The sequence below is a fragment of the Streptacidiphilus sp. ASG 303 genome (assembly GCF_020991365.1).
In the GTDB taxonomy this organism is placed as follows: Bacteria; Actinomycetota; Actinomycetes; order Streptomycetales; family Streptomycetaceae; genus Peterkaempfera.
Genome location: NZ_JAJLRA010000004.1, coordinates 90,634 through 103,885 on the forward strand (window position 1 = coordinate 90,634; position 13,252 = coordinate 103,885).

The window sequence follows — 13,252 nt, forward strand, 5'->3', positions numbered from 1 at the left end:
GGGTTTTCCACCTAATCCACAGCCCCTACTACTACCACCACCTATAGATCTCCCCGAGTTTCCTCTAACAGGGGGCGGGGCGCCGATCTGTGGACGACGGCCGTGCGACATCCGTTCACCCCTCCTCCGGCCCGTCTGCCCCAGGTGTCGGCGGAGTGCGTCAGACTGTTCTCCGGCAGCAGGAGCGAGCCCGGTCCCCAGGAAGCCCCCAGGGGTGGGGACGGCCGGTCCGCGGAGAGCAGAGCAGGGACACAGGAGGCGGTGACCGGTGAAGTTCCGGGTGGAGCGTGACGTCCTGGCGGAGGCGGTGGCCTGGGCTGCGCGCAGCCTCCCGGCGCGGCCGCCGGTGCCCGTCCTCGCGGGCCTGCTGCTGACGGCCGAGGAGAACAGGCTGAGCCTGTCCGGCTTCGACTACGAGGTCTCGGCGCGGGTCGAGGCGGAGGCCGACGTCGAGGAGGCCGGCACCGTCCTGGTCTCCGGCCGGCTGCTCGCCGACATCTCCCGTGCACTTCCCAACAGGCCTGTGGAGATCTCCACCGACGGCGTGCGGGTCAGCGTGGTCTGCGGGTCCTCCCGGTTCACACTCCCCACCCTCCCTGTGGACGAGTACCCGGCGCTGCCGCAGATGCCCACCGCCACCGGCACGGTCTCCGGCGAGGTCTTCGCCGCCGCCGTCTCCCAGGTCGCCGTCGCGGCGGGCCGCGACGACACCCTGCCGGTGCTGACCGGTGTCCGGGTCGAGATCGAGGACGACCGGATCACCCTGGCCGCCACCGACCGCTACCGCTTCGCCGTGCGCGAGCTGCTGTGGAAGCCGGAGCAGCCGGGCCTGTCGGCGGTCGCCCTGGTGCCCGCCAAGACGCTCCTGGACACCGCCAGGTCGCTCGGCAGCGGCGACGTGGTCTCCATCGCGCTGGCCTCCGGCAAGGAGGGCGGCGGCGAGGGCCTGATCGGCTTCGAGGGCGCCGGGCGCCGCACCACCACGCGGCTGCTGGAGGGCGAGTTCCCGAAGTTCCGCAGCCTCTTCCCGACCGAGTTCAGCGCGGTCGCCACGATCGTCACCGCGCCGTTCGTGGAGGCCGTGAAGCGCGTCTCCCTCGTCGCGGAGCGCAACACCCCCGTCCGCCTGGGCTTCGAGCAGGGCGTGCTCACCCTGGAGGCGGGCTCCGGCGACGACGCCCAGGCCACCGAGCGGATCGACGCGGACCTGGAGGGCGACGACATCTCCATCGCCTTCAACCCGGCGTACCTGCTGGAGGGCCTGTCGGCGATCGACTCCCCCGTGGCGCAGCTGAGCTTCACGACCTCGACCAAGCCGGCCCTGCTCAGCGGCCGGCCGTCGGTCGACGCCGAGGCGGACGAGGCCTACAAGTACCTGATCATGCCGGTGCGGCTCTCGGGCTGACCCGCCGCCGCACACCCGCGGGCCGCGCCTCGGCGGCCCGCGGGTCCACAGCCTGGGGACGACCGGGCCGTCGGCCTGGAATGCCGCCCCGCAGGGCAGGCGTTCCCCCGACGGCCCCTGCCCGCGGGGGAGCCGGACCTCCCCCGGCGTAGGCTCTGAGGTGCGGCAACGGGGCCGTCGTCAGGCACGTCGACACACGTAAGGACTTGTCATGGAGCTCGGTCTCATCGGTCTCGGCAAGATGGGCGGGAACATGCGCGAGCGCATCCGCCGCGCGGGCCACACCGTCGTCGGGTACGACCGCAACCCCGACCTCGCCGACGTCCACAGCCTCCAGGAGCTGGTGGACAAGCTCCAGGGCCCCCGCGTCGTCTGGGTGATGGTCCCGGCGGGCGAGCCGACCCAGCAGACCGTCGACCAGCTCGCCGAGATGCTCTCGCCCGGCGACGTCGTCGTCGACGGCGGCAACTCCCGGTGGACCGACGACATCGCCCACGCCGAGGCGCTCGCCGCCAAGGGCATCGGCTTCGTCGACGCGGGCGTCTCCGGCGGCGTCTGGGGCCTGGAGAACGGCTACGCCCTCATGGTCGGCGGCGAGGCCGAGCACGTCGCGCGCGTCCAGCCGGTCTTCGACGCCCTCAAGCCGGCCGGCGAGTACGGCTTCGTGCACGCGGGCAAGGTCGGCGCGGGCCACTTCGCCAAGATGGTCCACAACGGCATCGAGTACGCCCTGATGCAGGCCTACGCCGAGGGCTGGGAGCTCCTGGAGGCCGCCGAGGTCACCACCAACGTGCACGAGATCTTCCGCTCCTGGAAGGAGGGCACGGTCATCCGCTCCTGGCTGCTCGACCTGGCCGTCCGCGCCATGGACGAGGACGAGCACCTGGAGGGCCTGCGGGGCTACGCCGAGGACTCCGGCGAGGGCCGCTGGACCGTCGAGGCCGCCATCGACCACGCGGTGCCGCTGCCCGCCATCACCGCCTCCCTCTTCGCCCGCTTCTCGTCCCGCCAGGACGACTCGCCGCAGATGAAGATGATCGCCGCGCTGCGCAACCAGTTCGGCGGCCACGCCGTCACCGCCGTCAGCGACCACAAGGGCGCGGACGCCCCGGGCGCCGACGTCGAGCCGCCGGCCGTCTCCTGACCCGTCCGCACCCACCGGAGAGGAAGCCAGCGCGGGCGCAGACCCCCGCGCGCACCGCACACCATGCACGTCGCGCACCTGTCGCTCGCCGACTTCCGCTCCTACGCCCGGGCCGAGGTGTCCCTCGACCCGGGCGTGACGGCCTTCGTGGGCCCCAACGGCCAGGGCAAGACCAACCTGGTCGAGGCCGTGGGCTACCTCGCGACCCTGGGCAGCCACCGGGTGGCCGCGGACGCCCCGCTGGTCCGGCTCGGCGCCGAGCGGGCCGTGGTGCGGGGCAGCGTCGTCCAGGACGGCCGGTCGACCCTGATCGAGCTGGAGATCAACCCGGGGAGGGCCAACCGGGCCCGGATCAACCGCTCGTCCAACGTCCGGCCGCGCGACGTGCTGGGGCTGCTCCGCACCGTGCTGTTCGCCCCGGAGGACCTCGCCCTGGTCAAGGGCGACCCGGGGGAGCGGCGCCGCTTCCTCGACGAGCTGCTGACCGCCCGCACCCCCCGGCTGGCGGGCGTCCGGCAGGACTACGAGCGGGTGCTCAAGCAGCGCAACGCCCTGCTGCGGACCGCCGCCATGGCCCGCCGGGCGGGCGGCGGCCGCGCGGACCTGTCCACCCTGGACGTCTGGGACGGGCACCTGGCCCGCGCGGGCGCCGAGCTGACCGCGTTCCGGCTCCAGCTCGTGGCGGCGCTCCAGCCGCTGGTGGAGAAGGCGTACGAGCAGCTCGCCCCGGGCGGCGGGCCCACCGCGCTGGAGTACCGCAGCTCGGTGGAGGGCCCGGTCCCGGCCTCCCGCGAGGAGGCGTACGAGGCGCTGGGGGCCGCGCTGGCCGCCTCGCGCCGCCAGGAGGTCGAGCGGGGGGTCACCCTGGTCGGCCCGCACCGGGACGACCTGCTGCTGAAGCTGGGTCCGCTGCCCGCCAAGGGCTACGCGAGCCACGGCGAGTCCTGGTCGTACGCCCTCGCACTGCGGCTGGCCTCGTACGAGCTGCTGCGCGCCGACGGCGGGGAGCCCGTGCTGGTGCTGGACGACGTCTTCGCCGAGCTCGACAGCCGGCGCCGCGACCGGCTGGCGGAGCTGGTCGCCCCCGGTGAGCAGGTGCTGGTGACGGCGGCGGTGGGGGAGGACGTGCCGCGCGCCCTGGCGGGGGCCCGCTTCGCGGTGGCGGACGGCGACGTGCGCCGCGTCACCGGTGGGTGACGGAGCCGCCGCGGCCCGGTCCGGGCGCCTAGTCTGGAACGCTCGACCGCCTGTGCCCGGCCCCGGGGCCGCACCCGGGAACCGGGCGGCAGGCCGGGGAAGGAGACCGTTCCCGTGACCGACGCGCACCCCCGCGACGCAGGCGACGCACCCGCCGGGCGGCCCTCCGTGCCGCCCCGGCCCGCCGGCGGCACCCCGCCCGGCTCCTCCTCCTCCGGTCCCGCCCCCGCCGGTCCCGCCCCGTCCGCTTCGGCCCTCTCGGGTGTGGACCTGGCCCGGGTCGCCCTGCGCGCCGCCAAGGAGCAGGCCCGCGAGCGCGGCGAGCAGGTGCGGCAGAAGAAGGAGTCCCGCCGCGGCGGACTGCGCAGCGGCGCCCGCGCCGACGGCCGCGACCCGGTGCCGCTGGGCGCGGCGATGCGGCAGCTGATCACCGAGCGGGGCTGGGAGACGCCGACGGCGGTCGGCGGCGTGATGGGCCGCTGGCCGCAGATCGTGGGGCCGGAGATCGCCGCCCACTGCGCGCCCGAGCACTTCGACGACGACGCCCGCGAGCTGGTGGTCCGCTGCGACTCCACGGCGTGGGCCACCCAGCTGCGGCTGCTCGCGGCGCAGCTGCTCGCCCGGCTCAACGGGGAGCTGGGGCACGGCACGGTGAAGCGGATCAAGGTGCAGGGTCCGGCGGGTCCGCCCCGCCGGTACGGCAGGCTGCGCGCACCCGGGAGCAAGGGGCCGGGGGACACCTGGGGCTGAGGGGGCCCGGGTGCCGGGACGGCCGCCCCGCCGGAGCCGCTGAGTGCCCTTTTGAGCGCAGTTGGCCCCCCGTCCGAGTATCGGGACATGTGCGGAGGGGATTCAGAGCGGCACATCCGCGCTCAGGGGCTGGCAAAAGCCCGTCTCTGTCGGTGGTACCGGTAGACTGGAGGCAATACACCGCCGCTTGCGGTTCTGAGACGAACGCCGTGGCCGCGTCAACGCCTGCCCGCCGGGTGGGGATGCGGCCCGCGCTGTGCCAGAAAGGGCGCTTCGTGGCCGATTCCGGCAACCCCCATCAGTCCCCTGAGACCTCCGACACCACCCCCGGCAACGGAACGTCGTACGACGCCAGCGCGATCACGGTCCTCGAAGGGCTCGAAGCCGTCCGCAAGCGCCCCGGCATGTACATCGGCTCCACCGGCGAGCGCGGCCTGCACCACCTCGTCTACGAGGTCGTCGACAACTCCGTCGACGAGGCCCTCGCCGGCTACGCCGACACCATCGACGTGACGATCATGCGCGACGGCGCGGTGCGCGTCATCGACAACGGCCGCGGGATCCCGGTCGACGTGGAGAAGTCCACGGGCAAGCCGGCCGTCGAGGTCGTCCTCACCGTGCTGCACGCCGGCGGCAAGTTCGGCGGCGGCGGCTACGCCGTCTCCGGCGGCCTGCACGGCGTCGGCGTCTCGGTCGTCAACGCCCTCTCCAGCCGCGTAGCCGTCGAGGTCCGCCGGGACGGCCACCGCTGGACGCAGGACTACAAGCTGGGCGCCCCGACCGCCCCGCTGGCGAAGAACGAGGAGACCGGGGAGACCGGCACCTCGGTCACCTTCTGGGCCGACCCGGACATCTTCGAGACCACCGAGTACTCCTTCGAGACGCTGTCGCGGCGCTTCCAGGAGATGGCCTTCCTCAACAAGGGCCTGACCATCTCCCTCACCGACGAGCGCCCCGAGCACGTCGACGAGGAGGGGAGGCAGCTCTCGGTCCGGTACCACTACGAGGGCGGCATCTCCGACTTCGTCCGGTACCTCAACTCCCGCAAGGGCGAGCTGGTCCACCCCACGGTCATCGACTTCGAGGCCGAGGACAAGGACCGGATGATCTCGGTCGAGATCGCGATGCAGTGGAACAGCTCCTACACCGAGGGCGTCTACTCCTTCGCCAACACCATCCACACCCACGAGGGCGGCACCCACGAGGAGGGCTTCCGCGCGGCGCTGACCGGCCTGGTCAACCGCTACGCGCGCGACAAGAAGCTGCTCCGCGAGAAGGACGACAACCTCACCGGCGAGGACATCCGCGAGGGCCTCACCGCGATCATCTCGGTGAAGCTGGGCGAGCCGCAGTTCGAGGGCCAGACCAAGACCAAGCTGGGCAACACGGAGGCGAAGACCTTCGTGCAGAAGGTCGTGCACGAGCACCTCAACGACTGGCTGGACCGCAACCCGGCCGAGGCCTCGGACATCATCCGCAAGTCCATCCAGGCGGCCACCGCCCGGGTGGCGGCCCGCAAGGCGCGCGACCTGACCCGCCGCAAGGGCCTGCTGGAGAGCGCCTCGCTGCCGGGCAAGCTCTCGGACTGCCAGAGCAAGGACCCGTCCGAGTGCGAGATCTTCATCGTCGAGGGCGACTCCGCCGGCGGCTCGGCCAAGTCGGGCCGTGACCCGCGGGTCCAGGCGATCCTCCCGATCCGCGGCAAGATCCTCAACGTGGAGAAGGCCCGGATCGACAAGGTGCTGCAGAACACCGAGGTCCAGGCGCTGATCTCGGCCTTCGGCTGCGGCATCCACGAGGACTTCGACATCGAGAAGCTCCGGTACCACAAGATCGTGCTGATGGCCGACGCCGACGTCGACGGCCAGCACATCCGGACCCTGCTCCTCACCCTGCTCTTCCGCTTCATGCGGCCGCTGGTCGAGGCGGGCCACGTCTACCTGGCGCAGCCCCCGCTCTACAAGATCAAGTGGGGCAAGGACGACTTCGACTACGTCTACTCGGACCGCGAGAAGGACGCCGTCATCCGGGCGGGCGCCGAGGCCGGCCGCCGGCTGCCCAAGGACGACGCCATCCAGCGCTTCAAGGGCCTCGGCGAGATGAACGCCGAGGAGCTGCGCGTCACCACCATGGACGCGGAGCACCGGGTGCTGCTGCAGGTCACCCTGGAGGACGCCGCCCGCGCCGACGACCTGTTCTCGGTCCTGATGGGCGAGGACGTCGAGGCCCGCCGCTCCTTCATCCAGCGCAACGCCAAGGACGTCCGCTTCCTGGACGTCTGACCCCCCACCCCGGTCGGACCCCCAGGACAGCAGCGCGCGAAAGGAAACTGACCAGCAGTGGTCGACGACAACCGCCCCGACGGCGAGCAGCCGGACACCTCCGAGACGATGCCCTCACCCGACCAGTTCGTCGGCGGCGCCCTGCGCATCGAGCCGGTCGAGCTCGAGACGGAGATGCAGCGCTCCTACCTCGACTACGCGATGAGCGTCATCGTGAGCCGGGCGCTGCCCGAGGTCCGCGACGGCCTCAAGCCGGTGCACCGCCGCGTGCTCTACGCGATGTACGACGGCGGCTACCGGCCCGAGAAGGGCTACTACAAGTGCGCCCGCGTCGTCGGCGACGTCATGGGCAACTACCACCCCCACGGCGACTCCTCGATCTACGACACCCTGGTGCGCCTCGCCCAGCCGTGGTCGATGCGGATGCCGCTGGTCGACGGCAACGGCAACTTCGGCTCCCCGGGCAACGACCCGGCCGCTGCCATGCGGTACACCGAGTGCCGGATGGCGCCGCTGGCGATGGAGATGATGCGCGACATCGACGAGGACACCGTCGATTTCACGCCCAACTACGACGGCCGCTCCCAGGAGCCGACCGCCCTCCCCTCGCGCATCCCCAACCTGCTGGTCAACGGCGCCACCGGCATCGCGGTGGGCATGGCCACCAACATCCCGCCGCACAACCTGCGCGAGGTCGCCTCCGGCGTCCAGTGGTACCTGGAGAACCCCGAGGCCTCCAACGAGGAGCTGCTGGAGGCCCTGATCCAGCGGATCAAGGCCCCGGACTTCCCCACCGGCGCCCTGATCGTGGGCCGCCGCGGCATCGAGGACGCCTACCGGACCGGACGCGGCTCGATCACCATGCGCGCGGTGGTCGAGGTCGAGGAGATCCAGGGCCGCCAGTGCCTGGTGATCACCGAGCTGCCGTACCAGGTGAACCCCGACAACCTCGCGCTGAAGATCGCCGACCTGGTGAAGGACGGCAGGGTCGCCGGCATCGCCGACGTCCGCGACGAGTCCTCCTCGCGGACCGGCCAGCGGCTGGTCGTCGTCCTCAAGCGGGACGCGGTCGCCAAGGTCGTCCTCAACAACCTGTACAAGCACACCGACCTGCAGACCAACTTCGGCGCCAACATGCTGGCGCTGGTCGACGGCGTGCCGCGGACCCTGTCGCTGGACGGCTTCATCCGCCACTGGGTGAACCACCAGATCGACGTGATCGTCCGGCGCACCCGCTTCCGGCTCCGCAAGGCCGAGGAACGCGCCCACATCCTGCGCGGCCTGCTCAAGGCCCTGGACGCGATCGACGAGGTCATCGCCACCATCCGCCGCTCCAACACGGTGGAGGAGTCCCGCAGCGCCCTCATGCGGCTGCTGGAGATCGACGAAATCCAGGCGAACGCCATCCTGGAGATGCAGCTGCGCCGCCTCGCCGCGCTGGAGCACCAGCGGATCACGGCCGAGTACGACGAGCTGATGGCCCGCATCGGCGAGTACAACGAGATCCTGGCCTCCCCGGTCCGGCAGCGCGGCATCGTCTCCGCCGAGCTCGCCGCGATCGTCGAGAAGTACGGCGACGACCGGCGCAGCCAGCTGATCCCCTTCGACGGCGACATGTCCATCGAGGACCTCATCGCCGAGGAGGACATCGTCGTCACCATCACCCGCGGCGGCTACGTCAAGCGCACCCGCACCGACCTGTACCGCTCGCAGAAGCGCGGCGGCAAGGGCGTGCGCGGCGCCCAGCTCAAGCAGGACGACATCGTCGACCACTTCTTCGTGACGACGACCCACAACTGGATCCTCTTCTTCACCAACAAGGGCCGGGTCTACCGGGCCAAGGGCTACGAGCTCCCCGACGCCGGCCGCGACGCCCGCGGCCAGCACGTGGCGAACCTGCTGGCCTTCCAGCCGGACGAGCACATCGCCCAGGTGATGGCGGTCCGCACCTACGAGGCGGCCCCCTACCTCGTCCTCGCCACCCGTGAGGGCCTGGTCAAGAAGACCCCGCTGAAGGACTACGACTCGCCCCGCTCCGGCGGCCTGATCGCGATCAACCTCCGCACCGACGAGGCCGGCCGCGACGACGAGCTGATCGGCGCCGAGCTGGTGTCGGCCGACGACGACCTGCTGCTGGTCAGCAGGAAGGCGCAGGCCATCCGGTTCACCGCGACGGACGAGGCGCTGCGGCCGATGAGCCGCGCCACCTCGGGCGTCAAGGGCATGTCCTTCCGCGACGGGGACGAACTCCTGTCGCTGAACGTCGTCCGCCCCGGTACCTTCGTGTTCACGGCCACGGACGGCGGCTACGCCAAGCGGACCCGCGTGGACGAGTACCGCGTCCAGGGCCGCGGCGGTCTCGGCATCAAGGCGGCCAAGACCGTCGAGGACCGCGGCACGCTGGTCGGCGCGCTGGTGGTCGAGGAGACCGACGAGATCCTCGCCATCACGCTGTCGGGCGGAGTGATCCGCACACGGGTCTCGGGCGTCCGTGAAACCGGACGTGACACCATGGGCGTCCAACTGATCAACCTCGGAAAGCGCGACGCCGTCGTGGGCATCGCCCGCAACGCGGAGGCCGAGGAGGAGGACCAGGACGAGACCGCGGACGGCACCGTTCCGGCCGACGGCGTCACGCCGGAGGCTGACGGGACCGGAAACGGGGCAGTCGACAACGGGGGAGACAGCAGCGGAGACGAGACGACGGCGGACGGCACCACCGACCCGTCCTGAACCTCGACTCCCAGCCGGCACGGCCGGACGGCACCGCGGCACCCGCCGCGGACGCCGTCCGGCCGGTCGGCTGACCGCCGTCGGGCGCCCCGCCCGGCGGTGGGACCATCTGGACCGACCAGGGCGGAGACAGCCGGCCTGGAGGGAACTGCGGGAGGACCAGGGTGAGTGGAGCCACGGGCGCTGCGGGCGGCGGAGCCGCCGGGGGCCGCAAGGGGTCCGCACAGGCCGGGAGCCAGGGCGGACACCAGGCGCCCGGCGGAGCGCGCCGTCCGTCCGGTGAGCAGCCGGCGGCCTCGACCTCGCTGATGCCCCCGGTGGCCGACGCCCGGCCGGGCGGCCCTGCCCCCGCGCCGGGACAGGGCGCCGCCGGCGGCTACGGCTATCCTCCCCAGCCCCCGCAGACGCCCCCCTCCGGCGGCGCCGCGGCGGCGTCCGCCCCGGCGGCGGGGAACGCCGCGACGGGCTACTCGCAGCCCACCACGTACACCAAGGGGCAGCGCACCCCGCCCCGGGGCACCCGCACCGGCGGGACGGCCGCCCCCCGCCGGTCCGCCGCGGCCGCGGGCCCGGCCTCGGCCCGCACCCGCAAGGCCCGGCTGCGGGTGACCAAGGTGGACCCCTGGTCGGTGATGAAGGTCAGCTTCCTGCTCTCCATCGCCCTGGGCGTCGTCACCATCGTCGCGTCCTGCGTGCTCTGGATGGTGCTCGACGGCATCGGCGTCTTCGACTCCGTCGGCGGCACCCTCAAGGACGTGACCGGCTCCGACAGCAGCCAGGGCTTCGACCTGCAGTCGTTCCTGAGCTTCGGCAAGACCTTCATGTTCAGCACGATCATCGCGGTCGTGGACGTGGTCCTGCTGACGGCCCTCGCCACGCTGGGCGCCTTCATCTACAACACCGTCGCCGACTTCACCGGCGGTGTGGAGGTCACCCTCGCCGAGGAGGAGTGACCTCCTGCCCGGCCCCCGCCGCGGGCCCGGACCGGCACCCGCCGGTCCGGGCCCGCGGTGCGTCGGGGGCCGCGTCGGGGGCCGTGGCGGGCCGGAGGGGAAGGTCGGCACTTTGCGATGGTGGGGTCGTGCGGCACGCGGGGATACGGATTTGGGCGTTCGGCCCTCGATCCGCTAATCTTTCAGTGCAGCGCGGGGCTATAGCTCAGACGGTTAGAGCGCTTCCCTGATAAGGAAGAGGCCACAGGTTCAAGTCCTGTTAGCCCCACCGCGTGAAGGGCCTCGGGAGGTTTCCCGGGGCCCTTCGGCATGTGCGGCCGGCGCGACCGCCCGGCCGCTGCCGCGACACGGGCGGGGGTCCGGGTGCTCAGTGCGCTGCGCCGGCTCGGCAGGGTGTTCATGCTGCTGTCGGGCGTCCTCTGGTTCGGCCACCGCGTGGTGGTGGGCCACGGTTTCGTGAGGGTCGCGTCGGCCGCGGTCCTCCTGGCCATGGCGGTGACCGCCGCCCTGGAGGGGTGGGACGCCGTCCGCCCGCGCCGTCGGCGGAGGAAGGCCCGCGTGCGTGACGGCGGCGGCTGACGCGTGCTGCTGACGGCGGGTCGGCGGTCGGGGGCCGCCAGGAGACGGGTGTGTATCATCGGCCGCACGGCGGTTGCCACCACGGCCGCCCGTTTACGCACTCGCACACACGCGGACCCCGCAGGACCGGCCGGACCCATGGACGGCCGGGTCGGCCCGGCGGAGCCCCACACGCTAAGAAGGACGAGGTCGCGCGGTGAAGAAGCTCCTCCTGATCGCCCTGGCCGCAGTCGGCGGTTACTTCGTGTACCGCCAGGTCCAGGCGGACCGCGCCGAGCAGGACCTGTGGACCGAGGCCACCGACCCGGTCCCGGCCGGCGCGGGCGCCCGCTGAGAAGCGGCACCCCCACAGACACCGGACGACCCCGGCCCCTGCGGCCGGGGTCTCGCCGTCTCTGCGCGGGGCGGGTCCGCGTCGTCCCCGAGGCCGCTGTTTCACGTGAAACAACGCCCGCCCGGGGCACCCCCGGTGCGGCCCGTCCGCCGCTCCGGGAGACCGGGCCGGACACCTGCTCAAGTTTGGGCCGCGGACCGGGTACCCTGGTGCGCGGCGGATCCCGCGGGACCGCCGAGGGGCCTTAGCTCAGTTGGTAGAGCGCCGTCTTTGCATGGCGGATGTCAGGGGTTCGACTCCCCTAGGCTCCACAGCGCCACCGAGCCCCGGTCTGCACCGTGCAGACCGGGGCTCGGCCGTATCCGAAGGGGGCCCCGTGGCCGGGTCGGTCGTCCTGCTCCTCCTGCTCCTCCTGGTCGTGGTGGCGGTGCTCGGCGCCGCCCATGTGTACCTGTGGCGGCGTCTGGTGCGCGACGTGACCGCCTCACGCCCGCTGCGGCGCGCCGGCGCGGTCGCGGCGGCGGTGCTGACACTCCTGGTCCCGGCCACGCTCGCCGGCACCCGCCTCCTCGGGCCGCTGCGCTCCGCCTGGCTGGCCTGGCCCGGCTTCCTGTGGATGGCGCTGCTCTTCTACCTGGTGCTGGCCCTGGCCGTCCTGGAGCTGCCCCGCCTGGTCCTGATGAGGACGGCGGGCCGCTCCCGGCCCGCGGCCGCCGACCCGCAGGAGGAGCGGGTGCCGGTACCGGCCGTGGCGGGCGGTCCGTCGGCCGGGCCGGCCGTGGCGGCTGGCGCGGCCGGGGGTGCCCCGCCGGCGGACGCCGCGGGCCCCCGGGCCGCCGGGGACGGCCAGGGCACCCGGGAGGCCCCGGCCCCCGCGCCGGTGGGCCGCCGCCTGCTGATCGCCCGCGGCGCCGCGCTCGCCGCCGGTGCGGCGGCCGCCGCCACGGTCGGCCACGGGCTGTACCGGGGGCTGGGCGCACCCGACGTGAAGGTGGTCCGCATCGGCCTGAAACGCCTGGATCCGCGGCTGGCGGGCTTCCGCATCACCATGGCGAGCGACATCCACCTCGGCCCGATCCTCGGCCGCTCCCACACCGAGCGGATCGTCCGCCTGGTCAACGCCACCTCGCCCGACGTGGTGGCCGTGGTGGGCGACCTGGCCGACGGCTCCGCCGCCGAACTGGGCCCGGCCGCCGAGCCCCTGGCGCGGCTGACGCCCCGGCACGGCGCCTTCTTCGTCACCGGCAACCACGACTACCTCTCCGGTGCGGACGCCTGGATCGAGGAACTGGCCGGCTTCGGGGTCCGGACCCTCCGCAACGAGCACCTGGAGATCGCCCGCGGCGCTGCCGCCTTCGACCTCGCGGGCGTCAACGACGTCACCGGCGCCTCCCACCACGACGGACCGGACTTCGACGCCGCACTGCGCGACCGCGACCCCTCCCGGGCGGTGGTCCTGCTGGCCCACCAGCCGGTGCAGGTGCACGAGGCCGTGCGGCACGGCGTGGACCTCCAGCTCTCCGGCCACACGCACGGCGGGCAGCTCGCCCCCTTCGACCTGGCGGTGCGGCTCCAGCAGCCCGTCGTCGCGGGCCTCGCCCGCATGCCGGGCGGCGGCGGCCGCCCGGACACCCAGCTGTACGTCTCGCGGGGGGCGGGCGCGTGGGGTCCGCCGGTCCGGGTCGGCGCGCCGCCGGACATCACCGTGATCGAGCTCCACCCGGCCTGAGCGTCCCCCCGGGCGCCGGCCACCGACCGCTGCCGGTACCGGCCGTCGCCGGCACCGGTCCGCGCGCGGCGCGGCGGGGTGCGACGCGACGGGGCGGGGTACGGCGTGGTGCGACGCGGCGGGGCGGGGTACGGCGCGGTGCGGCA

General features: G+C 73.3%; 10 protein-coding genes and 2 tRNA genes. All 12 read left to right on the forward strand.

Annotated features, from left to right (window positions below):
* Positions 1-268: 268 nt before the first annotated feature.
* The 12 genes from dnaN (at position 269) to LO771_RS31265 (ending at position 13,106) form a co-directional block, all read left to right on the forward strand.
* On the forward strand, positions 269-1,405 hold the full coding sequence (gene dnaN / locus LO771_RS07220) for a DNA polymerase III subunit beta (protein ID WP_230649145.1): 1,137 nt from the start codon (positions 269-271) through the stop codon (positions 1,403-1,405).
* 211 nt (positions 1,406-1,616) lie between these two features.
* Positions 1,617-2,549 carry a phosphogluconate dehydrogenase (NAD(+)-dependent, decarboxylating) gene (gene gnd, locus LO771_RS07225; RefSeq protein WP_230649146.1) on the forward strand — a complete coding sequence of 311 codons (933 nt, stop codon included), beginning with the start codon at positions 1,617-1,619 and terminating at the stop codon, positions 2,547-2,549.
* Positions 2,550-2,612: 63 nt separating this feature from the next.
* Positions 2,613-3,746 carry a DNA replication/repair protein RecF gene (gene recF, locus LO771_RS07230; RefSeq protein WP_230649147.1) on the forward strand — a complete coding sequence of 378 codons (1,134 nt, stop codon included), beginning with the start codon at positions 2,613-2,615 and terminating at the stop codon, positions 3,744-3,746.
* A gap of 264 nt (positions 3,747-4,010) precedes the next feature.
* Positions 4,011-4,496, forward strand: coding sequence for a DUF721 domain-containing protein (locus LO771_RS07235; RefSeq protein ID WP_230649468.1), 486 nt, complete (start codon positions 4,011-4,013; stop codon positions 4,494-4,496).
* A gap of 242 nt (positions 4,497-4,738) precedes the next feature.
* On the forward strand, positions 4,739-6,778 hold the full coding sequence (gyrB, locus tag LO771_RS07240; RefSeq protein ID WP_230649470.1) for a DNA topoisomerase (ATP-hydrolyzing) subunit B: 2,040 nt from the start codon (positions 4,739-4,741) through the stop codon (positions 6,776-6,778).
* Positions 6,779-6,886: 108 nt separating this feature from the next.
* Complete coding sequence (gene gyrA, locus LO771_RS07245) at positions 6,887-9,511, forward strand: DNA gyrase subunit A (RefSeq protein ID WP_304944780.1); 2,625 nt, start codon at positions 6,887-6,889, stop codon at positions 9,509-9,511.
* Between the two features lie 164 nt (positions 9,512-9,675).
* Positions 9,676-10,464 carry a DUF3566 domain-containing protein gene (locus tag LO771_RS31260; protein WP_230649148.1) on the forward strand — a complete coding sequence of 263 codons (789 nt, stop codon included), beginning with the start codon at positions 9,676-9,678 and terminating at the stop codon, positions 10,462-10,464.
* Positions 10,465-10,658: 194 nt separating this feature from the next.
* Positions 10,659-10,732: transfer RNA gene (locus tag LO771_RS07255), tRNA-Ile, on the forward strand.
* A gap of 95 nt (positions 10,733-10,827) precedes the next feature.
* Complete coding sequence (locus LO771_RS07260; RefSeq protein WP_230649149.1) at positions 10,828-11,043, forward strand: hypothetical protein; 216 nt, start codon at positions 10,828-10,830, stop codon at positions 11,041-11,043.
* Between the two features lie 196 nt (positions 11,044-11,239).
* Entirely contained in the window at positions 11,240-11,377 is a 138-nt protein-coding gene (locus LO771_RS07265) for a DLW-39 family protein (RefSeq protein ID WP_175607691.1), read from the forward strand.
* Between the two features lie 238 nt (positions 11,378-11,615).
* A tRNA-Ala gene (locus LO771_RS07270) sits at positions 11,616-11,688 on the forward strand.
* 65 nt (positions 11,689-11,753) lie between these two features.
* Complete coding sequence (locus LO771_RS31265; RefSeq protein ID WP_230649150.1) at positions 11,754-13,106, forward strand: metallophosphoesterase; 1,353 nt, start codon at positions 11,754-11,756, stop codon at positions 13,104-13,106.
* The last annotated feature ends 146 nt before the right edge of the window (positions 13,107-13,252 follow it).

Excerpts from the sequence above, each read along its gene's own strand:
- gnd (WP_230649146.1), top strand. The coding sequence starts at position 1,617 with ATGGAGCTCGGTCTCATCGGTCTCGGCAAGATGGGCGGGAACATGCGC.
- recF (WP_230649147.1), top strand. The coding sequence starts at position 2,613 with ATGCACGTCGCGCACCTGTCGCTCGCCGACTTCCGCTCCTACGCCCGG.
- gyrB (WP_230649470.1), top strand. The coding sequence starts at position 4,739 with ATGCGGCCCGCGCTGTGCCAGAAAGGGCGCTTCGTGGCCGATTCCGGC.
- gyrA (WP_304944780.1), top strand. The coding sequence starts at position 6,887 with ATGCCCTCACCCGACCAGTTCGTCGGCGGCGCCCTGCGCATCGAGCCG.